Raw genomic sequence first — 20,704 nt, forward strand, 5'->3', positions numbered from 1 at the left:
TCTCTAAGGCCCGAAAGCCTCATATTCTGTGCAGGCATGCTGAGCTCCGCAGCGGCGCCTGGGCCTTGAAAGACCCGACACCGTAATCAAATCGGAGCTTGAAAGAGGAAAACATGGCTGACTTTCGCAATTACCAAAACCGGGCGCAGAGCGGTGCGCAATCCGGTGCGATGATAGACGAGGGCCTTCGAGCCTACATGCTCAAGGTCTATAACCTGATGGCGCTGGGTCTGGCGATCACGGGTGTTGCCGCCTATCTCTCCTTCTCGCTCGCCTTCGCAAACGGACAGATCACGGCCTTCGGCCAGGCGATCTATCTGAGCCCGCTGAAGTGGGTGGTCATTCTCGCCCCGCTGGCGATGGTCTTCTTCCTGAGCTTCAGGATCAACCGCATGAGCGTGGCCGCCGCGACGACGACCTTCTGGGTCTACGCCGCGCTGGTAGGCCTGTCGCTGTCGTCGATCTTCATCATCTACACCGGCCAGAGCGTCGTGCAGACCTTCTTCGTGACCGCCGCCTCCTTCGGCGCGCTGTCGCTCTACGGCTACACGGCCAAGCGTGATCTGTCGGCGATGGGTTCGTTCCTGATGATGGGCCTTTTCGGCCTGATCATTGCGACGCTCGTCAACATCTTCCTGGCTTCGTCCGCCCTGCAGTTCGCCATCTCCGTGATCGGCGTCCTGATTTTCGCAGGCCTCACCGCCTACGACACACAGCGGATCAAGGAAATGTACTATGAAGCCGACGATGTGGCCGTGGCCGGCCGCAAGGCGATCATGGGCGCCCTGTCGCTCTACCTCGACTTCATCAACCTGTTCATGTTCCTGCTGCAGTTCCTCGGCAACCGCCGTTAATCACAGCGTGGAATGAGATACGAAAAGGCGGCTTCGGTCGCCTTTTTTGTTTGCCTGGGCCGAAGCCCTGCGATTTGATGGCAACCGTCGCAAATTCGCAGATCAGGCAATAGAAGCAATGTCCGTCAGCCTCCGCAGTGCAACCTTAGACGACCTTCCCCACATCACCGCCATCTACAGAGATTCCGTTCTGAACGGCACGGCAAGCTATGAAATCACGCCGCCGAACCAGGAGGAAATGACGGCCAGGTTCGAGGCAATTCGTGACAAGGGCTATCCCTATCTCGTCGCCGAAGACGAGACCGGCGCGTTTCTCGGCTATGCCTATGCCTCCGCTTTCCGCACGCGGCCGGCCTATCGCTGGATGGTGGAGGATTCAATCTATCTGGCGCCCGAGGCACGCGGGCGCGGCATCGGCAGACTGCTGCTCCATGCCCTGGTGGAAAACTGCCAGACGCTTGGCTTCCGCCAGATGATCGCCGTCATCGGCGGCGCCCATCCGGCTTCCGTCGCCGTACATCGCGCTGCGGGCTTTGCCGAAGTGGGATTGCTCAAGGGCACCGGCTATAAGCATGGCCGATGGCTGGATACGATGCTGATGCAGAAGGCGCTGGGCGGGGGTGCGGAAACCGATCCGGATACGTCGGTCTATCCTGGGACATTGTTTGGGGGGTAGTGTCGAGCTACCTTTATGCCGAACCTCTGATACCCCGCACTCGCCACAAGCGCGTAGCCAATGACGAGAAACTACTTCTCCACCAGCTTCAGCTGCTTGTCGAAAACCTTCAACACTTGGTTCAGCTCATGACCGCGTTTCAGGATCATGCCGTGGGTATTGACGACGGAAAAGGCGCCCTGCTTGGCCGAAAGCTTCGGATTCTTTTCGATGCGGAAGAGCGGCATTTCACCGGAGCGCTTGAAAACCGAAAAAACCGCCTTGTCCTTCAAATGGTCGATCGCGTAGTCGCGCCACTCGCCTTCCCCGACCATGCGCCCATAGATCCAGAGAATCGCATCAAGCTCCCTGCGATGAAAGGTCACCGGCAGCGGGTCCTTGCTCTGTTTGTATTCTCTGAGATCAACGACGACGGATGAATTGGTATCGACGGAACGGCTTTCACCGTGTCTCAAATCCGGCTGATCAGTCATCAATCCCCCAAGGGCTATCTCATGACAGGAGAATGACAGTTTGCCTCAGCCGCATCAAATTGCAAGACGGCTGGCGGCTCACAATTTCTTTCCCAGCTGTGAAAGCACCTCGTCAGCGCCGCATTTCAGCCAAAACGACGCCCAATTTACAGGAAGTATAGGCAGCCGTTTGGCGCCGCCGCGTCAAACGGCCCGGCCGGGGCGCATCGATTAAACCCCAGCCCCGAATGCGTCCTCGCCGGGCACCTCCCCTTTTTGGCGTCAGACAAAATAGGGACCCTTTCCGGCGCCAGCCGAAACACGCATCTTTTTGGATCCGCCAAAATAGGAAGCCTTCAACCGAACCAAAATGGAAGACCTCCGGCAAAGCTGGAAAATCGCTCAGCCGTCCGAGCCGACCGTCAGAACAGTCGCACCGAGAATGGCAGCCGGATCGCCTGAAGATGTCGACGACTGCAGCAGAATCGCAAGGCCTCGCCGGCCAGCCTTATCCAGCACGGTGGACGGCAGCACGAGGCTCATGGCCTTGCCGTCCCACATGCCGACTGTTTCGACATCGGATACCGCGTGCATATAGGCGATCTGCTGGCCGTTGTTTTCGCCGCCTTTCGGCGCCACCATCTGCTCCTTGTCGAAATAGACGGCAACGACATTCGCCTTGCCCTGACCGGCCCCGATCTTGATCTCGAGCTCGTCGCCCTTCATCGCGGCATTCACCGGAACCGTCAGCCCCTCGCCAAGACGCTGAAAATCATCGAGCTTGACGTTAATGGCATCGAGATCGGCGCCGTTCATGTGATCCCTGCCATTGACGATCGCCTGCGGAGTATAGACGCCGCTGCGCCCCATCGTACGGGCATAGGCATATTGGCGCGCCGTATTGTCCTTGGATGCCATCGTGTCGTTCCAGCCGAGATAGTTCCAATAATCGACGTGATAGGCCAGCGCCACGACATTGCCCTGGCGGATCAGCTTGCGGAAAGCAGCATCGGCGGGCGGACAGGAAGCGCAACCCTGCGAGGTGAAGAGTTCGACGACGCCCTTGATCTTGGGAGTCTCCTGCGCATGCAGCGAACTTGCGAGCCCAATGCCTGCCAGAAGTGGAGCCAAAAATCGAAGGCGCATTCTATCTTACCTCTGCATCCAATCTCGAGCGCCGTCTGCCTACACGGGCTCTGCAAAACTCGCGCTTCTTGGGGCGACCAGGCCACATCAAGCCCGAAAAATCTGAAACAAGAGATAATAGTTTAACGCGATGACGCAAAGTCACGATGGGGTGAGGCCGGAGTGAGCAGAAGTCTCGCAGTACACATCACCGTGAAAAGCAAGAGGCCGCCGGAAGAGTTTTCCGGCGGCCTCCCATAACAGCGTTTAATGCCTATCAGGCGGCGAGATCGCGCAGAACGGTCTGCAGGATGCCGCCATTGTTGACGTAGATGACCTCATCCAGCGTATCGATGCGGCAGAGGATCGGAACATCCTTCACCGAGCCGTCGCCATAGGTGATCTTGGCGATCTTGCGTTCGCGCGGCTTGATGTTTTCCAGGCCTTCGATCGTCACGAGTTCGTCGCCCTTCAGGCCGAGGCTCGCCCAGGTGGTGCCCTCCTCGAAGACGAAGGGGATGACGCCCATTCCCACAAGGTTCGAACGGTGGATGCGCTCGAAGGACTGGGCGATGACGGCGCGCACGCCGAGCAGGTTCGTGCCCTTGGCAGCCCAGTCGCGCGACGAACCGTTGCCGTATTCGACGCCTGCGAAGATGACGAGCGGAACGCCCTCGGCCTTGTACTGCATGGCCGCATCGTAGATCGACGTCTCTTCCTTGGACGGATAATGGATGGTGTAGCCACCTTCCTTGCCGTTCGGGCCGAGCATGTGGTTGCGGATGCGGATGTTGGCAAAGGTGCCGCGCATCATGACTTCGTGGTTGCCGCGGCGCGTGCCGTACTGGTTGAAGTCGGCAACGCCGACGCCATGGCCGAGGAGGTAGGAACCGGCCGGCGAGGCAGCCTTGATCGAACCGGCCGGCGAAATATGGTCGGTGGTGATCTTGTCGCCGAAGAGGCCAAGAACGCGCGCGCCCTTGATGTCGGAAACGCCGGCGCCCTTCTTGCCCATACCCACGAAGTAGGGCGGGTTCTGCACGTAGGTCGAGTTGTCGTCCCACGCATAGGTCTGGCCCGGAGGAACCTGCACGGCCTGCCAGTTGGCGTCGCCCTTGAAGACGTCGGCATACTTGGTTTCATAAAGCTCGCGGGTGACGTACTTCTGGATGAACTCCTGAACCTCGTGCGAGGTCGGCCAGATGTCTTTCAGGTAGACCGGCTTGCCGTTCTGGTCTTCGCCGATCGGCTCCTTCGTCAGGTCGAGCTGCACCGAGCCGGCGAGCGCGTAGGCGACGACGAGCGGCGGCGAAGCGAGATAGTTCGCCTGGACGTCGGGCGAGATGCGGCCTTCGAAGTTGCGGTTACCGGAGAGAACGCCGGCAACGATCAGGCCCTTGTCGTTGATCGTCTTGGAGATCGGCGCCGGCAGCGGGCCGGAATTGCCGATGCAGGTGGTGCAGCCGAAGCCGACCAGGTTGAAGCCGAGCTTGTCGAGATCCGCCTGCAGGCCGGACTTGGCAAGATATTCGCCGACGACCTGGGATCCAGGAGCCAGCGAGGTCTTGACCCACGGCTTGCTCTTCAAGCCCTTGGCAACGGCGTTGCGGGCCAGAAGGCCGGCAGCGATCAGAACCGACGGGTTGGAGGTATTGGTGCAGGAGGTGATGGCGGCGATGGCAACGTCGCCGTGGCCGATATCGAAATCCGTGCCTTCGACCGCATAGCGGTTGGAGAGCTGGCCGGGCTTCTTGTATTCGGTTTCCAGCGAGGTTGCGAAGCCGGAAGCGATGTTTTCCAGCGCGATGCGGCCTTCCGGACGCTTCGGGCCGGCCATCGACGGCACGACGTCGCCGAGGTCGAGCTCCAGCGTGTCGGTGAAGACGAGATCGGAACCGTCATTATCGCGCCACATGCCCTGAGCCTTGGAGTAGGCTTCGACGAGAGCGATCCGGTCCTTGGTGCGGCCGGACATGTTGAGGTAGTTCAGCGTTTCCTTGTCGACCGGGAAGAAGCCGCAGGTCGCGCCATATTCCGGACCCATGTTGCCTATGGTGGCGCGGTCGGCGAGCGGCATGTTGTCGAGGCCGGGGCCGAAGAATTCGACGAACTTGGAAACGACGCCCTTCTTGCGCAGCATCTGCACGACGGTCAGCACGAGGTCGGTGGCGGTGACGCCTTCCTTGAGCTTGCCGGTCAGCTTGAAGCCGATGACTTCTGGCAGCAGCATGGAAACCGGCTGACCGAGCATGGCGGCTTCAGCCTCGATACCGCCGACACCCCAGCCAAGAACGCCGAGGCCGTTGATCATGGTCGTGTGCGAATCGGTGCCGACGCAGGTGTCGGGATAAGCGATCGTTTCGCCGTCTTCTTCCTTCGTCCAGACGGTCTGGCCGAGGTACTCGAGGTTGACCTGATGACAGATGCCGGTGCCGGGAGGAACGACGCGGAAGTTCTTGAATGCCTGCTGGCCCCACTTCAGGAAGCGGTAGCGCTCGCCGTTGCGCTGGTATTCCAGCTCGACGTTCTTGGCAAAAGCCTGCGGCGTGCCGAATTCGTCGACGATGACGGAATGGTCGATGACGAGATCGACGGGAACGAGCGGGTTGATCTTTTCCGGATCGCCGCCAAGCGAAACCATCGCGTCGCGCATAGCGGCAAGGTCGACAACGGCCGGAACGCCTGTGAAGTCCTGCATCAGCACGCGCGCCGGGCGATAGGCGATTTCGTTTTCGACGGTGCCCTTGTTGGTCAGCCATTCGGCGACGGCAAGGATATGGTCCTTCGTGACCGACTGCCCGTCTTCAAAACGCAGCAGGTTTTCCAAAAGCACCTTCATGGAGTAAGGCAGTTTGGAAACACCGGGCAGACCATTGGCTTCAGCCTTGGGAAGGCTGAAATACACATAGTCTTTCCCGCCCACGGTCAGCGTGGAACGACAATTGAAACTGTCAAGAGATTTAGACACGAGATACCCCGTTTCTGATAGCCAACACAGTCGTGCGAACGCCTATGCACTTTATGCACATCAGGATGCGGGTACGGCCATTTCCGCTGTCCGCACGTAAGGTTTAAAACCTTAAGTTCGGCGCAAGGATTGAATTCACGCCGGCCGCTGGCGTGGTTGCAGGTCTTATAGATAATTTCGTAAAGACTTGCCAGAGTGACAAAGCGCAAATTTGGACAATTTTTTGCGCGTTGCAGCAGTGAAAACGGGGAAAGCCTGGGCGAATGCATCTAAGCGCTGAAAATCTGGCCGCAAGGCGGGGCGAAGACCTGATTTTCCTGAATGTTTCCTTCAACTTGGCGGGTGGCGACGCCCTCGTTCTGACCGGGCGCAACGGGTCGGGAAAGTCAACGCTTCTGCGTGTTGTGGCAGGCCTTCTACGGCCGGAAAAAGGCACTATCACATTTACCGGAAATGACGGCGAATCGGGCCGGCCGGCCGGTGAAGCCAGCCACTATCTCGGCCACCGCAATGCGATGAAATCCGAGCTGACCGTGGCCGAAAACCTGACCTTCTGGAAAACCTTCCTCGGCGATATGCCAGGCGGCTCCGGCCTGGACGTCGAAGAAGCTGCTGACGCCGTCGGGCTTGCCGGCATCACCCATCTCCCCTTCGGCTACCTCTCCGCCGGCCAGCAGCGGCGAATCGCTTTCGCCAAACTGTTGGTCGCCCACCGCCCGATCTGGATTCTCGACGAACCGACGGCAGCACTGGACAGCTCCGCCGACCAACTCTTCGCCGATCTGATCACAGCCCATCGGAAGAGCGGCGGCATCGTTCTTGCGGCAACGCACCAGCCGTTAGGGCTGGAGAATGTGCAGGAGATACGGATGACGGGGTTTGCCGGGGTGAGCGAGGGGGTGTGGGGATGAAGCCGATGGGACTGAACTTGCCGAACCTTCGTCACCCCCCTTTGTCTTCTGGGAAAAACTCATCGCTGCGCGATGAGCTACCCCCCTCTGTCACTATCGTGACATCTCCCCCACAAGGGGGGAGATCGTGGGCGGCAGCTACATGCCCAAAGCAACCGCGATATCATCTGCGAGTATCGAGCATGGTTGTTTGGCGTCGAGTGAGCGGCAGGCTACCGATCTCCCCCCTTGTGGGGGAGATGCCCCAAAGGGGCAGAGGGGGGTGGCGAGAAGCAAAAGCTTCTCGCGCCTTTAGCCAAGCGAAAGGCAACCTCCTCACGCAATTTGAAAGTCATCACGCATGACCGCCCTCTTCCTCCGCGACCTCAGACTTTCGGTACGCGCCGGCGGCGGGGCGTTGATCGGCATCCTCTTCTTCCTCACCGTCGTCGCCGTCATTCCCTTCGGCGTCGGTCCCGACCTCAAGCTTCTTTCGCGCATTGGTCCGGCCATCGTCTGGATAGGCGCGCTGCTCGCAAGCCTTCTCGGCCTCGACCGGCTGTTCCAAGCGGAACGCGATGACGGCTCGCTCGATCTGCTCGTCATGCAGGAAACGCCGCTGGTACTGACGGTCTTCATCAAATGCACGGCTCATTGGGTGGCGACAGGCCTTCCCCTCGTCATCGCCTCGCCGCTGCTCGGCCTCTTTATGAATATGAACGAGACGGCGATCGGGGCGACGGCTCTCACCCTGCTCGTCGGTTCGCCGGCGATCACCTTCATCGGCGCGGTCGGTGCTGCCGTCGCCGTGGCGCTGCCGCGCGGCGGGCTGCTGGTCTCCATTCTCGTGCTGCCGCTCACCATTCCCGTGCTGATCTTCGGCGTCAGCGCCACCTATGCCGCCGTCGAAGGGCCGCAGCCCTTCCTGCCTCCGTTCCTCATCCTGATCGCGCTTACGCTATTCTTCGCCGTTCTCGGTCCGGTGGCGGCCGCCTTGGCATTGCGAAACACGACTGATTGATCAGAGCAATTCCAGGAAAAGTGCGAAGCGGTTTTCCGCCCGGAATTGCGTAAATACAAAAGGATGGAGCGTTTTCGCGTTTCGAAGAAAAGTGGAAAGGCTCTAACGGAGATACTGTTTCGTCGATCTGAGACAATGCGGTCGATTGCCGGAAATGCCATATCGGGTTAAACAAGCCGCATGAGCGATATCACTGCGATCAGCCGATTTTCCGACCTTGCCAATCCCACGCGGTTCTTGGCCTTCTCGGCGCGTCTCATTCCCTGGCTTGCGGCCATCTCGGCCGTGCTCTTCGCGATCGGCCTCTATCTGTCCTTTACGACCGAGGGCGATTATCAGCAGGGCGATACGGTCCGCATCATGTATATTCACGTTCCGGCCGCCTGGCTGTCGATGATGTGCTACACGATCATGAGCATGTCGGCGATCGGCACGCTGGTCTGGCGCCATCCGCTCGCCGATGTCGCCGGCAAGACAGCGGCCCCGCTCGGCGCCGCCTTCACGCTGATCGCGCTGGTCACCGGTTCGCTCTGGGGTAAGCCGATGTGGGGCACCTATTGGGTCTGGGATGCGCGGCTGACCTCGGTTTTCATCCTTTTCCTCATGTATCTCGGCCTGATCGCGCTGAACCGCGCCATGGACGACCCATCAAAAGCTGCCCGTGTCGCCTCGATCCTGACGCTGGTCGGCTTCATCAATATCCCGATCATCAAGTTTTCCGTGGACTGGTGGAACACGCTACATCAATCGGAAAGCATCATGCGCATGGATGGCCCGGCCATCGACGCGGAGTTCCTCTGGCCGCTCTTCACCATGGCGCTCGCCTTCACGCTGCTGTTCTTCACGCTGCACCTGATGGCGATCCGCAACGAGATCTGGCGGCGCCGCATCGCCACCCAGCGCCGCATGGCCGCGCGCATGGCGAGCCGGGAGGACTAGAATGTCGCATCCCTTTTACGTCTTTGGCTCCTATGGCTTTGCCGCCTTCATGATCCTCGCCATCATTGCGTGGATATGGATCGATGGACGCCTTCGACGTCGCGATCTCGCCGCGTTGGAAGCCTCCGGCATCCGCCGCCGCTCGCAGCGCGCGGCGGAAAGCGAGACGAAATGACTGCGGATACCGATAACAAGGATCAGCCGAAATCGAGCGGCACCGCACGCTATCTGCTGGCGCTCATTCCGCTGATCGTCTTTGCCTGCATCGCATTCGCCGTTGGTAAGGTCATGTACGACCAGGAAGTGCACGGCACCGACATCTCGGCCATCCCTTCGGCCCTGATCGACACCAAGGCACCGAAGCTCGCGCTCGCACCTCTCGAAGGCTCCAACCTGCCGGCGCTGACCGACGACGCCATCAAGGGCAAGCTGACGCTCGTCAACGTCTTCGCCTCCTGGTGCATTCCCTGCCGCGACGAGCACCCAGTGCTGAAGGAGCTTGCCAAGAGCGGTCAGCTCAACGTCGTGGCGATCAACTACAAGGATACGAGCGAGAACGCCCTTCGCTTCCTCGGCGAACTCGGCAACCCTTATAACGCCATCGGTATCGACCCGAACGGCTCCGCCGCCATCGACTGGGGCGTCTACGGCATTCCGGAATCCTACCTCGTCTCCTCAGACGGCACGATCCTCTACAAGCAGGTCGGCCCGTTCACGCCGACGAGTTTGAAAGAAGGGCTCTATCCGGCGATAGCGAAGGCGCAGGGGAAGCCGGCGTCTTAACTCCCTTCTCCCCTCGGGGGGGCCGAAGGATGGGTCGAGATCAGCGGCTCGACCCTGGTTGGTGCCGGAAGGGCGGATGAGGGGCTGGCGCACGAAGCAAAAATGCCCTGAGCGGCGAGCGAAAGTCAGCACTCTCCCGGTAGCGCCCCCTCACCCGGCGCTATCGCGCCACCCTCTCCCCGCAGGGGCGAGGGTTAAAAGATTAAATCCCGCCCTGCCACGTCTTGATCGCCTCGACCGGCCAGACCAGCATCAGCACGTTGAGCGTGAGATTATCGCGGATCAAATAGCCGGTGAGCAGCTCGAAGAAGATGGCGATGGCGACCGTCATCAGCACCGGCGCGCGCCAGGCAAACAGGAATCCGACGACCATGAACACCGCATCCATCGAGGAATTGAGGATGCTGTCGCCGACATAGTCGAGCGAGATCGTCGCGGCGCGGTAGCGGTTGATGATAATCGGGGAGTTTTCCAGGATCTCCCAGCCGGATTCGATCAGCAGGGCAACGAAGAGCCGCATCGACAGCGGCCTGCCGCGCATGATCAGATGCGTGAGACCGAAGAAGAGGAAACCGTGGATGATGTGGGACGGCGTATACCAGTCGGCGATATGCTGCGAATTGCCGCTGGATTTCACCACCGGCTCGAACAGCTTGACATAGCCGCAGGTGCAGATCGGCACGCGGCCCATCATATATTCGGTGACGATCTGCACGAGCAGAACGACAACGCAGGCGATGAACCAGAAGCTCTGTTGCCGATAGCGGCTTTGGGCGTCGATGACTTCGCTCATTTACCGTTTTCCACCGGCGGCTCGACCGTGTGCTTCATGATCAGCGGCATCTGCGACAGCGTGAAGAGGATGGTGATCGGCATCGTTCCCCAGACCTTGAAGTTCACCCAGAGATTATCCGCGGCCTTGGTGTCGGGCAGGTAAAGCCAGTTTGAGCCGCGCCAGACGACTTCGTTGAGCACGGCGAGAACGAAGAAGAAGATGCCCCAGCGCAGCGTCAGCTTGCGCCAGCCCTCCGCATCCAGCTGGAAGGCGGCATTGAAGACATAGCCGAGTAGCGACTTACCGAAAGCAAGTCCGCCGAGCAGCACGACACCGAACAGCGCATTGACGATGGTCGGCTTCATCTTGATGAAGGTTTCGTTCTGAAGATAGATGCCGAGGGCGCCAAAGACCAGAACCACAATGCCGGAGACGAAGGGCATCAGCGGCAGATGGCCGAGCATGACCTTCGAAACGATGAGCGAGATCACCGTCGCCGCCATGAAGAGGCCGGTAGCGATGAAGAGCGGGCCGCCGAGCGCCGCCAGTTGCGGAAAATGCTGCGCCAGCCATTCGCCGCGCAGGTTGCCGAAGAAGAACACCAGCAAAGGCCCGAGTTCCAGCACCAGCTTCAGCATCGGATGGTGCCTGTCGGCGGCACTTGGGGTGAGATCGCTGTCGCTGGTCGTCATTGCGGCACTTTCCCTATCATCATCAAACTTGTTCTTGTCATTCATTGGCTGTTTACAGCCCCCGTACCGGCAATGGCATGAGCAAAATCCTCGGCTTCGAACGGCTCGAGATCCTCTACACCTTCGCCGACGCCGATGAAATAGACCGGCAGCTTGTGCTTGGCCGAGATGGCAACAAGGATGCCGCCCCGCGCCGTGCCGTCGAGCTTGGTCATGATGAGCCCGTTGACGCCGGCAACATTGCGGAAAATTTCCACCTGGTTCAAGGCGTTCTGGCCGGTCGTCGCATCCAGCGTCTGCAGAACCGTATGCGGCGCATTCGGATCGAGCTTGCCGAGCACGCGCACGATCTTTTCGAGCTCGGCCATCAGCTCCGCCTTGTTCTGCAGGCGGCCGGCGGTATCGATGATCAGCACATCGCTCTTGTTGGCCTTGGCCTGCTGGAAGGCATCGAAGGCGAGGCCGGCGGCATCCGCGCCGAGCTTGGTGCCGATGAAGTCCGATTTCGTCCGCTCCGCCCAGATCTTCAGCTGCTCGATGGCGGCCGCACGGAACGTATCGCCGGCGGCCAACGTGACCTTCAGCCCCGCACCGGAGAGCTTCGCCGCCAACTTGCCGATCGTCGTCGTCTTGCCGGTGCCGTTGACGCCGACGACGAGAATCACATGCGGCTTATGGCTGAGATCGAGCTGCAAGGGCTTGGCAACCGGCTTCAGCACCTTGGCGATTTCCTGCGCCATGATGCGGCCGACATCTTCGCCCGTCACATCCTTGCCGTAGCGTTCGGATGCCAGCGTATCGGTGACACGCATCGCCGTTTCGACGCCGAGGTCGGCCTGGATCAGCAGATCCTCCAGATCCTGCAGCGTCTGATCATCAAGCTTGCGCTTGGTAAAGAGCGCCGCGATCTGACCGCTCAGCTGCGACGAGGTGCGCGCCAGCCCGGCGCGCAGGCGCTGGAACCAGGAGAGTTTTTGTTTTGGCGCTTCGGGGGTGGGTGTCGAAACGGAAGCGGCGGTGGAGAAGCCCTTGGGGAGGATGGGGGGGTCTGCTGGGGTTTCGGTGTTTTCGGAAGAGGGTTCGGAGTCTTTCGACGATTGTTCCGAATTTGCCGAAACTTCGTCACCCCCCTCTGTCCTGTCGGACATCTCCCCCACAAGGGGGGAGATCGGTTCGACGGGATGCTCTTCCGAAACTACATTGGCTTCAGAATCGGCAGGTTGCTCCGGTTCGATGGTCTGACGGTCTTCGGGCTGTTCCTGCGATCCGAATTCGGGGGAATGGGAAGCCGCTGCGGCCTCAATCTCTTTCGCGTCGGAAGCATCTGCAGGCTCTTTAGCCTGTTGTTCCTGCTTAGCCGGCGCGGCATCCTCCAACCGATCTCCCCCCTTGAAGGGGAGATGTCCCGAAGGGACAGAGGGGGGTGACGCAGGCTCGGCAAGCTCGGAAGCCGGCGAAGCATCTACAGCAGGCGCTTCCTGTTCTACAACAGGCACCTCAACCTTCTGAGAATCCTCCGCAGGCGCCTGCTCCTCGGCCGGCTTCTCACGGCCGAAGGTGAAGACTTTTTTGATGAAACCGAGCGCCATGAAGTGTCCGTTGAAGCATTAGGCCGCGTCGGCGGCCAGAAGTTGCATATCGAGGTGCTTGCCATTGTGGCCGGTGATTGCGACCTGCACAAGGTCGCGCGGGCGAAGGCCGGGGGCGGCGACAAGCGTGAAGTTTTCCGTATGCGCCAACCCGCCATTCTCCACAAGCAGCCATTGCCGCGTGCCGACCATGCTGTCGAGATGGGCCTGGTGCAATCTCTGCCCGGCCTCGCGCAAACGGGCAGCTCGCTCCTTGATCAGGCCACGATCGAGCTGCGGCATGCGGGCGGCCGGCGTGCCGGGGCGCGGGCTGTAAGGGAAGACGTGCAGATGCGCGATACCGGCCTCTTCCGCCAGGCCGACGGCATTGGCGAACATCTCTTCCGTCTCCGTCGGAAAGCCGGCGATCATGTCGGCGCCGAAACTCGTCTCGGGGCGCTGGCGGCGCACTTCCTCGATGAAACGCATGGCGTCAGCGCGCGAGTGCCGCCGCTTCATCCGCTTGAGGATCATGTCATCGCCATGCTGCAGCGACAGATGCAGATGCGGCATGAAGCGCGGCTCGTCGGCGATGAGATCCATCAGGTGCCGATCAGCCTCGATGCTATCGATGGAGGAGAGACGCAGCCGGCGGATCTCCGGGATCTGCTTCAGCAGCGTTTTGGCAAGCAGGCCGAGCGTCGGCGTACCCGGCAGGTCGGCGCCATAGCTCGTCGCATCGACGCCGGTCAGCACGATCTCGCGATAGCCGCTTTCGACCAGATTGCGGGCCTGATCGACCACAGCACCCATCGGCACCGAGCGGGAATTGCCCCGGCCATAGGGGATGATGCAGAAGGTGCAGCGGTGATCGCAGCCGTTTTGCACCTGGATGAAAGCTCTCACATGGCCATCGATATGGCGGATCATCTGCGGCGCGGTCGCGCGCACACTCATGATGTCGTTGACGCGCAGCTTCTCTTCGGCCGAAACGCCGAAATCCGGAAGCGCCCGGTAGAAGGCGCTCTTCAGCTTCTCCTCGTTGCCGAGCACGGCATCTACTTCCGCCATTTCGGCAAAAGTCTGCTTCTCCGTCTGTGCCGCGCAGCCTGTGACGATGATGCGGGCATGCGGATTGTCGCGCCGCGCGCGGCGGATTGCCTGGCGCGCCTGGCGCACGGCCTCGCCCGTCACGGCGCAGGTATTGACCAGAATGGCATTGTTGAGCCCGGCTTTCTCCGCCTCGGCCCTCATCACTTCGGATTCATAGGTATTGAGACGGCAGCCGAAGGTAATGACCTCGACCCCGCTCACCGCGCCTGAGCCCCCTGCTCCGGATCGCGCGAGAAGCTGCCCGTCACCGGATCGACGGTGCCGGACCATTCCCATTCGGCAGGCCCGGTCATCACGACATGGTCGTTACTATCCAGCCATTCGATGGTGAGCTTGCCCGGCGCAGGCGCCGAAGCAACCTCGATCGTCACCTTGCGGCCGGTGCGGCCGGTGCGCGCGGCGCTGACGGCGGCAGCACAGGCAGCCGAACCGCAGGCAAGCGTCAGGCCGGCGCCGCGCTCCCAGGTGCGGGTGCGCAACGAAGACGGCGACAGCACCTGTGCGAGTGTGATATTGGCGCGCTCGGGAAACATCGGATGGTTTTCGAGCAGCGGGCCGAAACGATCGAGATCGAAGGACATCGGGTCCTTGTCGACCCAGAAAATCGCATGCGGATTGCCCATCGACATCGCCGAAGGAGAATGCAGGACGGGATTGTCGATCGGCCCTATCTGCAGCTCGATGCGGCTGGTATCGGAAAATTCCTCGGCAAGCGGGATCTTGTCCCAGTCAAAAACGGGCGTGCCCATATCGACCGAGATCGTGCCGTCCTCATGCTCTCTGGCATTGAGGATTCCGGCGACGGTCTGGAAGGTGAAAACCTTTTTGCCGGTTTCGGCCGCCAGCGCCTGGACGACGCAGCGCGTGCCGTTGCCGCAGGCCTGCGCCTTGGTGCCGTCGCAGTTCAGAATATCGATCCAGGCATCGGTGCCCTGCAGCTTCGGATCGTGGATCGCCATGATCTGGTCGAACTGGGTGGCCGGATCGGCATTGAGCGCAATCGCCGCCGCAGGGGTCACCACATCCTTGCGGCCGCGCATGTCGATAACCAGGATCTTGTTGCCAAGTCCATTCATCCTCGCGAATTCGACCGTATTGCTCATGATGCCATGTCCGTCCGTGTTTTCGAGCTGTATATGGCGGAAATGCGGGGGAATTACCAGTGGGACGTGAAGGACGGTATTATTCAGGATTGGGTGAGCTTTCCCGGGCCGCCCCGATCTTTCGAGGCTTCGCTCTTCGAGCTGCGCACATCAGGATGAGGCGGAGTTGCCTCACGGCACGCCCATAATATCTAATGCGAAAGTAAACGTTAGAAATGCGAGGCGGCCCAGAAGATCAGCCTTATGGTGAGGAGGCCTGCAGGGCCGTCTCCAACCAAGAGGCGGGTGGCTCGCCTTTTTCGCTACGGCGAAAATCCCATCGAAAAGCCTTGACCTGCAATATTCTGAGAAAAAATCATCCATCGATGTCGGATTATCAAAAGCTGCCACGTCCTAGGCTCGTCCACTCCGTCAAACCATAGGGATTACGACCATGCCGAATACCATACGCCTGCACCGCGTCCTGGCCACCAGTCCGGAAAAGGTCTATCGCGCATTCATCGAAGCCGACGCACTTGCCAAGTGGCTGCCGCCGAACGGCTTTGCCTGCAGCGTGCATCACTTCGAAGGAAAAGTCGGCGGCACGTTCAAGATGTCGTTCCGCAACTTCACGACCAGCGAGAAGCACTCCTTTGGCGGCGATTTCCTCGAACTTATCCCGGGCGAACTTGTGCGCTACACCGACAGGTTCGACGATCCGAACCTGCCAGGCGAAATGGAAGTGACCGTGACTCTGAAGAAGGTCCTTGTCGGAACCGAGGTCAACATCACCCAGGCCGGCATCCCCGATGTCATCCCGCCGGAAGCCTGCTATCTCGGCTGGCAGGAATCGCTGATCAATCTCGCGAAATTGGTTGAGCCTGAGATTACGCAGTAAGGCTTCCGACGCACGACGCAACACCTTCTCCCTTCGGGGAGAAGGGATATTTGGCACCCCTCAGACGATAGGCACGTCAAAAACTTCGCCTGCCCGCAGCGGCCGAAAGCGATCCGGCTCCACGCCCTCGGCTTTCAGCGCGGTATCCAGCGCCTGAACGGGCGCATCGATGCCCTCGTCCGTCAGCTGGAAGGTCGCGAAGTGATGACCGGCGACATAGGCGGCGTTGCACAGCTTCATGCCCTTCACCGCCTCTTCCGGATTCTGGTGTTGGCCCTTCATGAACCAGCGCGGCTCATAGGCGCCGAAGGGCAGGATTGCGAGGCGGAAGCCGCCGTGTTTTTGCCGGGCGGCCTCATAATTGATGCCGTCGTGAAAGCCGGTATCGCCGACATGGTAGATCTTGCCTGCTGGCGTGGTCAGCACGAAGGCGGCCCAGAGCGCCATGCGCCGGTCGCCCATGCCGCGCGCCGACCAGTGATGGCAGGGCTCGACATCGATGGTCACACCGGCCTTGAGGGCGATACGATCGCCCCAGTCGACAACAGTGATGTCGGCATCGGGAACGGCACGGCGGATGATCGTGTCGTTGCCGAGCGGCGTGACGATCTTTGGCCGTTGCACCTGTTGCAGGTGGGCAAGGGTTGCGACATCGAGGTGATCGTAGTGATTATGCGTCACCAGCACGAGGTCGATATGCGGCAGGTCGTCGAAGCGGATGCCGGGCGGCACCACGCGCTTCGGCCCGATGGAGCGGAAGGGGCTCACCCGCTGCGACCAGACGGGATCGGTCAGAACGTTCAATCCTGCAATCTGCACCAGCATCGAGGCGTGCCCAACCATAGTCACCCGCATCTGATCGCCGAAGATATGCCGGTCCGGCTTGGCTGGCGGAAAGGCGCCGATGACAAGATTGGGCCAGCGCACCCGCCCGCCGCCGAGCTGCCAGCGCAAGAGATCGAACGCGCCGCCGGGCTCGACGCCGCCGGGATTGAAGAAGCGTCGGCCATCGAAGTGGTCGGAAACCGGACCCTGATAATAGGGATTTCTCTTTGCCGAGCGGGGTGGGCTTGTCATGATCTATCCGCTCCTTGCGCGCCTGTCGCTTCGCCGACCGGAAAACCGATCCTGGCAAGCCATTCCGCCGCCTCCTGCGTCGTCAGCACCTCCTCCAGCACGACATTCGCCGGCATGGCGAAAAGCTGCGGCGTGAAGAAACTCGTATCCCAAAATGCCGCGCCTTCGACCGAAGGCGAAAGCAGGATGACCTGCCAGCCATCGACGCGGGAAATCGTCTCGACGGATGCCTCGCCGGAAATGTCGACAAGATCCTGCTCATCCGGCCGCACCGTCTGATAGCGCCACCAGGGCTCGTCATTGCCCTCTTCTGCTACGGTCACGCAGCGCGCCATATCGACAATGAACCTGTTGGGCGCACGACCGCCGGGCAATCTCTCGCCGAAGGCTGCCTGGATAAGCGTGAACAGATGAAAGCAATTGACGATATTCTCGTAGCGCAGACGAAAGCCCTGGCGGCTCGGCGGGTGCAACGCCAGCAGAGCGTCGCTGCGGCTCAGAAGCACCTGGCGGACCCATGCCGCACCCGGCGTATAGTCCTGCAGCTCGGCAAGCTGCGCCATCAGCGCCTTGTCGCCAGCCGCGAGCTTACGCTGTTCGGGCATGAGAGAGAGATGCGAAACTGCCGACTGGCTGAGCAGCTGAAATGCATCCAGCAGCTGCCTTTGCCGCGGGCTCAGCTCCTTGCGGCCGGCAAAGCCGCGATGAATCTGCGGCAGCCACGCCAGGTAGAGCTCCCACACGGCCGGACCGCTACGCTCTACTGCACCGCCCTTCTCGACGATGGTCCCGAGCATATTGGCAAGAACGGCGGCTCCAGGTGGCGGCAAGCGGCTAAGCTCGCGCGCCGCCCGCGCGGCGATCTTCGGCTGGGCCTTGGCACTCGCGTAGAAGGCTTGCGCCGCCGCATTAAAACGGGTGTCGACCCGGCCGCCGGCATAAGCGCGACAGGAAGCAAGAAGGTCGGTCAGGGCTGCATCATTCATTCGGAACGGTCTCGGGGAATCACTTGACGGCTGCGGTCGATACAACAATTTGAAAACGGTGATACGGTCAAATCGACATCGATATGGTGATGTCATCCGTGCATTTCAGGCATTTCGGCCGCATTGGGTTGACTTTGCCGGCCTTTTCCTGTTTATCGCCCGCAATCTGCGACGAGCACAAGCCTCCGAGCCACCGACCGGGACCCATTAAGGTATAAAGAGATCCCGGAGGTCAACACCCGACAGCGCGATGCGCCCTCGGGTGCTTTTTGGCTTTGCGTCTTGTTTTCGTCATGGAAAAGCACGACGTTTTCGGGCGAGGAACCGCGCAAACTTGCGCCAAGTCCAAATCCCAAGCGATCGATAAGGAAGAAACGATGTTTGAAAACCTCCAGGACCGTCTTGGTTCCATTCTGAATGGACTGACAGGCCGCGGCGCGCTTTCGGAAGCCGATGTTTCCGCAGCACTGCGCGAGGTTCGCCGCGCGCTGCTCGAAGCCGACGTGGCGCTTGACGTCGTGCGCTCCTTTACCGATCGCGTCCGTGAAAAAGCCGTCGGCGCCGAGATCCTGAAGTCGATCAAGCCCGGCCAGATGGTCGTCAAGATCGTCCATGACGAGCTGATCGAGATGCTCGGCGGCGAAGGTGTCGGCATCGACCTGAATGCCCCGGCGCCGGTCGTCGTCATGATGGTCGGCCTGCAGGGCTCGGGTAAGACCACCACGACGGCCAAGATCGCCAATCGCCTGACCAGCCGCGACCGCAAGAAGGTCCTGATGGCCTCGCTCGATACGCGCCGTCCGGCCGCGCAGGAGCAGCTGCGCCAGCTCGGCGTCCAGACCGGTATCGACACGCTGCCGATCATCGCGGGCCAGTCGCCGACCGATATTGCCGCACGCGCCGTGCAGGCCGCCAAGCTCGGCGGCCATGACGTCGTCATCCTCGACACCGCCGGCCGTACGCATATCGACGAGCCGCTCATGGTCGAGATGGCGGATATCAAGAAGAAATCCAATCCGCACGAAATCCTGCTGGTCGCCGATAGCTTGACCGGCCAGGACGCCGTCAACCTCGCCCGCAATTTCGACGAACGCGTCGGCATTACCGGCCTCGTGCTGACCCGCATGGACGGCGACGGCCGCGGTGGTGCCGCTCTTTCGATGCGCGCCGTGACCGGCAAACCGATCAAGCTGATCGGCGTCGGCGAAAAGATGGGTGAGCTGGAGGAATTCCACCCCCGCCGTATCGCCGACCGCATCCTCGGCATGGGCGACATCGTCTCGCTCGTCGAGAAGGCGGCGGAGAATATCGACGCCGAGAAGGCGGCCGCCATGGCCGCCAAGATGGCCAAGGGCAAGTTCGACCTCAACGATCTCGCCGATCAGCTCCAGCAGATGCAGAAGATGGGCGGCATGGGCGGCATCATGGGCCTGATGCCCGGCATGTCCGGCATGAAGGACAAGATGGCTGCCGCCGGCCTCGACGACCGCCTGTTCAAGCGCCAGCTTGCCATCATCTCCTCGATGACCAAGGCCGAGCGCGCCAATCCGGATCTTCTCAAGCATTCCCGCAAGAAGCGCATCGCCGCCGGTTCCGGCACCGATGCCTCCGACATCAACAAGCTTCTGAAGATGCACCGCCAGATGGCGGACATGATGAAGATGATGGGCGGCAAGGGCAAAGGCGGCATGATGAAGCAGCTGATGGGCGGCCTTGCCGGCAAAATGGGCCTCGGCGGCGGTATGGGCGGGATGCCCGACCTGTCGAACATGGACCCCAAGCAGCTCGAAGCTCTGCAGAAGCAGGCCGAAGCAGCCGGCCTCGGCCGTCCCGGCGGCCTGCCGGGTGGTTTGCCTGGCCTTGGCGGCGGGGGCGGTTTGCCGGGCCTCGGTGGCGCCAAGCTGCCTGGCCTTGGCGGTGGTTTCCCGGGCCTTCCCGGTTTGCCGAAGAAGAAGTGAGAGGGATCGCTGACCCATGATTGATCCAGACGTCAAAGCCCAGCTGGGCAAATACCGCCAGTCGATCGACAATATCGATGCTGCACTGGTGCACATGCTGGCCGAGCGCTTCCGCTGCACCAAAGAGGTCGGCGTGCTGAAGGCCAAGTACGACCTGCCGCCGGCCGACCCGGCGCGCGAAGAATTTCAGATCGAGCGTCTGCGCCGCCTGGCAAAGGACGCCAATCTGGACCCGGATTTCGCCGAGAAGTTCTTGAACTTCGTCATCAAGGAAGTCATCCGGCATCATGAACAGATCGCTGCGGATTTCAAAGGGTAACCCCTGGCCGCATGATCCCGAAAACGCAGGACGTTTTCAGGGGATCACGCAGCAAGAAAAAAGCAGCGCGACGTAACCATACCGCACAACGAAGCGGTCAAGAAAAGCCTAAGGAGAATGAACATGGCACTGAAAATTCGTCTCGCCCGCGGTGGCTCCAAGAAGCGCCCGTACTACCACGTTGTCGTAGCCGACGCTCGCTCGCCGCGCGACGGCCGTTTCCTGGAGACCCTCGGCTCCTGGAACCCGATGCTTGCCAAGGACGACGCCAAGCGCGTTGAACTGAAGGTCGAACGCATCAAACACTGGCTCGACCACGGCGCACAGCCGACCGACCGCGTTCTGCGCTTCCTCAACGAAGCCGGCATCGCAAAGCGCGAAGCCAAGAACAACCCGGAAAAGGCAAAGCCGGGCAAGAAGGCTCAGGAGCGCGCTGCCGAAAAGGCACAGAAGGCCGCTGACGCTGCCGCTGCTTCCGAGTAATCGGACCCCGCATTGATTGAAAACGGGTGGCATGGCGACATGCCG

At 60.9% G+C, this 20,704-nt stretch carries 21 protein-coding genes; 11 read left to right on the forward strand and 10 right to left on the reverse strand.

Going from position 1 to position 20,704, the window contains the following annotated elements; genetic code table 11:
• Nucleotides 1–113: 113 nt before the first annotated feature.
• On the forward strand, nucleotides 114–854 hold the full coding sequence (locus I8E17_RS15125; RefSeq protein WP_069613343.1) for a Bax inhibitor-1/YccA family protein: 741 nt from the start codon (nucleotides 114–116) through the stop codon (nucleotides 852–854).
• 118 nt (nucleotides 855–972) lie between these two features.
• Complete coding sequence (locus I8E17_RS15130) at nucleotides 973–1,530, forward strand: GNAT family N-acetyltransferase (RefSeq protein ID WP_069613428.1); 558 nt, start codon at nucleotides 973–975, stop codon at nucleotides 1,528–1,530.
• 71 nt (nucleotides 1,531–1,601) lie between these two features.
• Here the strand turns inward: I8E17_RS15130 and I8E17_RS15135 are convergent, their stop codons facing one another.
• The 3 genes from I8E17_RS15135 to acnA all read right to left on the reverse strand — a co-directional run bounded on the left by I8E17_RS15135 (nucleotide 1,602) and on the right by acnA (nucleotide 6,075).
• Complete coding sequence (locus I8E17_RS15135; protein ID WP_069613342.1) at nucleotides 1,602–2,003, reverse strand: DUF2794 domain-containing protein; 402 nt, start codon at nucleotides 2,001–2,003, stop codon at nucleotides 1,602–1,604.
• Nucleotides 2,004–2,384: 381 nt separating this feature from the next.
• Nucleotides 2,385–3,128, reverse strand: a complete 744-nt coding sequence (locus tag I8E17_RS15140; RefSeq protein ID WP_069613341.1) for a thioredoxin family protein — start codon at nucleotides 3,126–3,128, stop codon at nucleotides 2,385–2,387.
• Between the two features lie 256 nt (nucleotides 3,129–3,384).
• On the reverse strand, nucleotides 3,385–6,075 hold the full coding sequence (gene acnA / locus I8E17_RS15145; protein ID WP_069613340.1) for an aconitate hydratase AcnA: 2,691 nt from the start codon (nucleotides 6,073–6,075) through the stop codon (nucleotides 3,385–3,387).
• A 263-nt stretch (nucleotides 6,076–6,338) separates the two neighbouring features.
• On the opposite strand from acnA, the gene ccmA reads away from it, so the two are divergent.
• From ccmA to I8E17_RS15170, 5 genes are all read left to right on the forward strand, one after another.
• On the forward strand, nucleotides 6,339–6,986 hold the full coding sequence (gene ccmA, locus I8E17_RS15150; RefSeq protein ID WP_113366662.1) for a heme ABC exporter ATP-binding protein CcmA: 648 nt from the start codon (nucleotides 6,339–6,341) through the stop codon (nucleotides 6,984–6,986).
• A gap of 340 nt (nucleotides 6,987–7,326) precedes the next feature.
• Entirely contained in the window at nucleotides 7,327–7,986 is a 660-nt protein-coding gene (ccmB, locus tag I8E17_RS15155) for a heme exporter protein CcmB (protein WP_069614762.1), read from the forward strand.
• A 180-nt stretch (nucleotides 7,987–8,166) separates the two neighbouring features.
• Nucleotides 8,167–8,925, forward strand: coding sequence for a heme ABC transporter permease (locus tag I8E17_RS15160; RefSeq protein WP_069614763.1), 759 nt, complete (start codon nucleotides 8,167–8,169; stop codon nucleotides 8,923–8,925).
• A 1-nt stretch (nucleotide 8,926) separates the two neighbouring features.
• On the forward strand, nucleotides 8,927–9,100 hold the full coding sequence (gene ccmD / locus I8E17_RS15165) for a heme exporter protein CcmD (RefSeq protein WP_069614764.1): 174 nt from the start codon (nucleotides 8,927–8,929) through the stop codon (nucleotides 9,098–9,100).
• Nucleotides 9,097–9,708: a DsbE family thiol:disulfide interchange protein gene (locus I8E17_RS15170; RefSeq protein WP_069614765.1), complete on the forward strand. Its 612-nt coding sequence runs from the start codon at nucleotides 9,097–9,099 to the stop codon at nucleotides 9,706–9,708. The genes ccmD and I8E17_RS15170 overlap by 4 nt, the downstream gene beginning before the upstream one ends.
• Before the next feature lie 202 nt (nucleotides 9,709–9,910).
• Here I8E17_RS15170 and I8E17_RS15175 read toward each other — a convergent pair whose 3' ends face one another.
• The 5 genes from I8E17_RS15175 to dapF are packed head-to-tail and all read right to left on the reverse strand — an operon-like array spanning nucleotide 9,911 to nucleotide 14,959.
• A complete protein-coding gene (locus tag I8E17_RS15175; RefSeq protein ID WP_069614766.1) occupies nucleotides 9,911–10,501 on the reverse strand; it encodes a DUF2585 domain-containing protein in 591 nt (196 codons plus the stop codon).
• On the reverse strand, nucleotides 10,498–11,220 hold the full coding sequence (locus I8E17_RS15180) for a septation protein A (protein WP_069614767.1): 723 nt from the start codon (nucleotides 11,218–11,220) through the stop codon (nucleotides 10,498–10,500). Before I8E17_RS15180 ends, I8E17_RS15175 begins: the two co-directional genes overlap by 4 nt.
• Nucleotides 11,217–12,764 (reverse strand): signal recognition particle-docking protein FtsY, encoded by a 1,548-nt coding sequence (ftsY, locus tag I8E17_RS15185; RefSeq protein ID WP_069614768.1) that lies wholly within the window; start codon nucleotides 12,762–12,764, stop codon nucleotides 11,217–11,219. The genes I8E17_RS15180 and ftsY overlap by 4 nt, the downstream gene beginning before the upstream one ends.
• A gap of 18 nt (nucleotides 12,765–12,782) precedes the next feature.
• On the reverse strand, nucleotides 12,783–14,057 hold the full coding sequence (gene mtaB, locus I8E17_RS15190) for a tRNA (N(6)-L-threonylcarbamoyladenosine(37)-C(2))-methylthiotransferase MtaB (RefSeq protein WP_069614769.1): 1,275 nt from the start codon (nucleotides 14,055–14,057) through the stop codon (nucleotides 12,783–12,785).
• Complete coding sequence (dapF, locus tag I8E17_RS15195) at nucleotides 14,054–14,959, reverse strand: diaminopimelate epimerase (RefSeq protein WP_069614770.1); 906 nt, start codon at nucleotides 14,957–14,959, stop codon at nucleotides 14,054–14,056. The genes mtaB and dapF overlap by 4 nt, the downstream gene beginning before the upstream one ends.
• A gap of 433 nt (nucleotides 14,960–15,392) precedes the next feature.
• Between dapF and I8E17_RS15200 the strand changes: the two genes are divergently transcribed.
• The gene (locus I8E17_RS15200; RefSeq protein ID WP_069614771.1) at nucleotides 15,393–15,836 is read left to right on the forward strand and encodes an SRPBCC family protein; all 444 of its coding nucleotides are present in this window, start codon (nucleotides 15,393–15,395) and stop codon (nucleotides 15,834–15,836) included.
• A 60-nt stretch (nucleotides 15,837–15,896) separates the two neighbouring features.
• Here I8E17_RS15200 and I8E17_RS15205 read toward each other — a convergent pair whose 3' ends face one another.
• A complete protein-coding gene (locus tag I8E17_RS15205; protein ID WP_069614772.1) occupies nucleotides 15,897–16,913 on the reverse strand; it encodes an MBL fold metallo-hydrolase in 1,017 nt (338 codons plus the stop codon).
• Nucleotides 16,910–17,899, reverse strand: coding sequence for a hypothetical protein (locus I8E17_RS15210; RefSeq protein ID WP_069614773.1), 990 nt, complete (start codon nucleotides 17,897–17,899; stop codon nucleotides 16,910–16,912). Before I8E17_RS15210 ends, I8E17_RS15205 begins: the two co-directional genes overlap by 4 nt.
• 377 nt (nucleotides 17,900–18,276) lie before the next feature.
• Between I8E17_RS15210 and ffh the strand changes: the two genes are divergently transcribed.
• From ffh to rpsP, 3 genes are all read left to right on the forward strand, one after another.
• Entirely contained in the window at nucleotides 18,277–19,857 is a 1,581-nt protein-coding gene (gene ffh, locus I8E17_RS15215; protein WP_069614774.1) for a signal recognition particle protein, read from the forward strand.
• Nucleotides 19,858–19,873: 16 nt separating this feature from the next.
• Nucleotides 19,874–20,176 carry a chorismate mutase gene (locus I8E17_RS15220; RefSeq protein WP_069614775.1) on the forward strand — a complete coding sequence of 101 codons (303 nt, stop codon included), beginning with the start codon at nucleotides 19,874–19,876 and terminating at the stop codon, nucleotides 20,174–20,176.
• A 123-nt stretch (nucleotides 20,177–20,299) separates the two neighbouring features.
• Nucleotides 20,300–20,659, forward strand: coding sequence for a 30S ribosomal protein S16 (rpsP, locus tag I8E17_RS15225; RefSeq protein WP_069614776.1), 360 nt, complete (start codon nucleotides 20,300–20,302; stop codon nucleotides 20,657–20,659).
• The last annotated feature ends 45 nt before the right edge of the window (nucleotides 20,660–20,704 follow it).

Origin of the sequence: Rhizobium sp. AB2/73 (assembly GCF_020871915.1) — a bacterium.
Taxonomy (GTDB): domain Bacteria; phylum Pseudomonadota; class Alphaproteobacteria; order Rhizobiales; family Rhizobiaceae; genus Rhizobium; species Rhizobium dioscoreae.

Bases quoted from the DNA above. Each gene is read 5' to 3' on its own strand.
- I8E17_RS15135 (WP_069613342.1), bottom strand. From the start codon at position 2,003: ATGACTGATCAGCCGGATTTGAGACACGGTGAAAGCCGTTCCGTCGAT.
- I8E17_RS15205 (WP_069614772.1), bottom strand. From the start codon at position 16,913: ATGACAAGCCCACCCCGCTCGGCAAAGAGAAATCCCTATTATCAGGGT.
- rpsP (WP_069614776.1), top strand. From the start codon at position 20,300: ATGGCACTGAAAATTCGTCTCGCCCGCGGTGGCTCCAAGAAGCGCCCG.
- ccmA (WP_113366662.1), top strand. From the start codon at position 6,339: ATGCATCTAAGCGCTGAAAATCTGGCCGCAAGGCGGGGCGAAGACCTG.
- I8E17_RS15140 (WP_069613341.1), bottom strand. From the start codon at position 3,128: ATGCGCCTTCGATTTTTGGCTCCACTTCTGGCAGGCATTGGGCTCGCA.
- ffh (WP_069614774.1), top strand. From the start codon at position 18,277: ATGTTTGAAAACCTCCAGGACCGTCTTGGTTCCATTCTGAATGGACTG.
- I8E17_RS15160 (WP_069614763.1), top strand. From the start codon at position 8,167: ATGAGCGATATCACTGCGATCAGCCGATTTTCCGACCTTGCCAATCCC.
- I8E17_RS15170 (WP_069614765.1), top strand. From the start codon at position 9,097: ATGACTGCGGATACCGATAACAAGGATCAGCCGAAATCGAGCGGCACC.
- I8E17_RS15210 (WP_069614773.1), bottom strand. From the start codon at position 17,899: ATGAATGATGCAGCCCTGACCGACCTTCTTGCTTCCTGTCGCGCTTAT.
- ftsY (WP_069614768.1), bottom strand. From the start codon at position 12,764: ATGGCGCTCGGTTTCATCAAAAAAGTCTTCACCTTCGGCCGTGAGAAG.
- ccmB (WP_069614762.1), top strand. From the start codon at position 7,327: ATGACCGCCCTCTTCCTCCGCGACCTCAGACTTTCGGTACGCGCCGGC.
- I8E17_RS15125 (WP_069613343.1), top strand. From the start codon at position 114: ATGGCTGACTTTCGCAATTACCAAAACCGGGCGCAGAGCGGTGCGCAA.
- I8E17_RS15180 (WP_069614767.1), bottom strand. From the start codon at position 11,220: ATGAATGACAAGAACAAGTTTGATGATGATAGGGAAAGTGCCGCAATG.
- ccmD (WP_069614764.1), top strand. From the start codon at position 8,927: ATGTCGCATCCCTTTTACGTCTTTGGCTCCTATGGCTTTGCCGCCTTC.
- I8E17_RS15130 (WP_069613428.1), top strand. From the start codon at position 973: ATGTCCGTCAGCCTCCGCAGTGCAACCTTAGACGACCTTCCCCACATC.
- I8E17_RS15220 (WP_069614775.1), top strand. From the start codon at position 19,874: ATGATTGATCCAGACGTCAAAGCCCAGCTGGGCAAATACCGCCAGTCG.
- I8E17_RS15175 (WP_069614766.1), bottom strand. From the start codon at position 10,501: ATGAGCGAAGTCATCGACGCCCAAAGCCGCTATCGGCAACAGAGCTTC.
- I8E17_RS15200 (WP_069614771.1), top strand. From the start codon at position 15,393: ATGCCGAATACCATACGCCTGCACCGCGTCCTGGCCACCAGTCCGGAA.
- dapF (WP_069614770.1), bottom strand. From the start codon at position 14,959: ATGAGCAATACGGTCGAATTCGCGAGGATGAATGGACTTGGCAACAAG.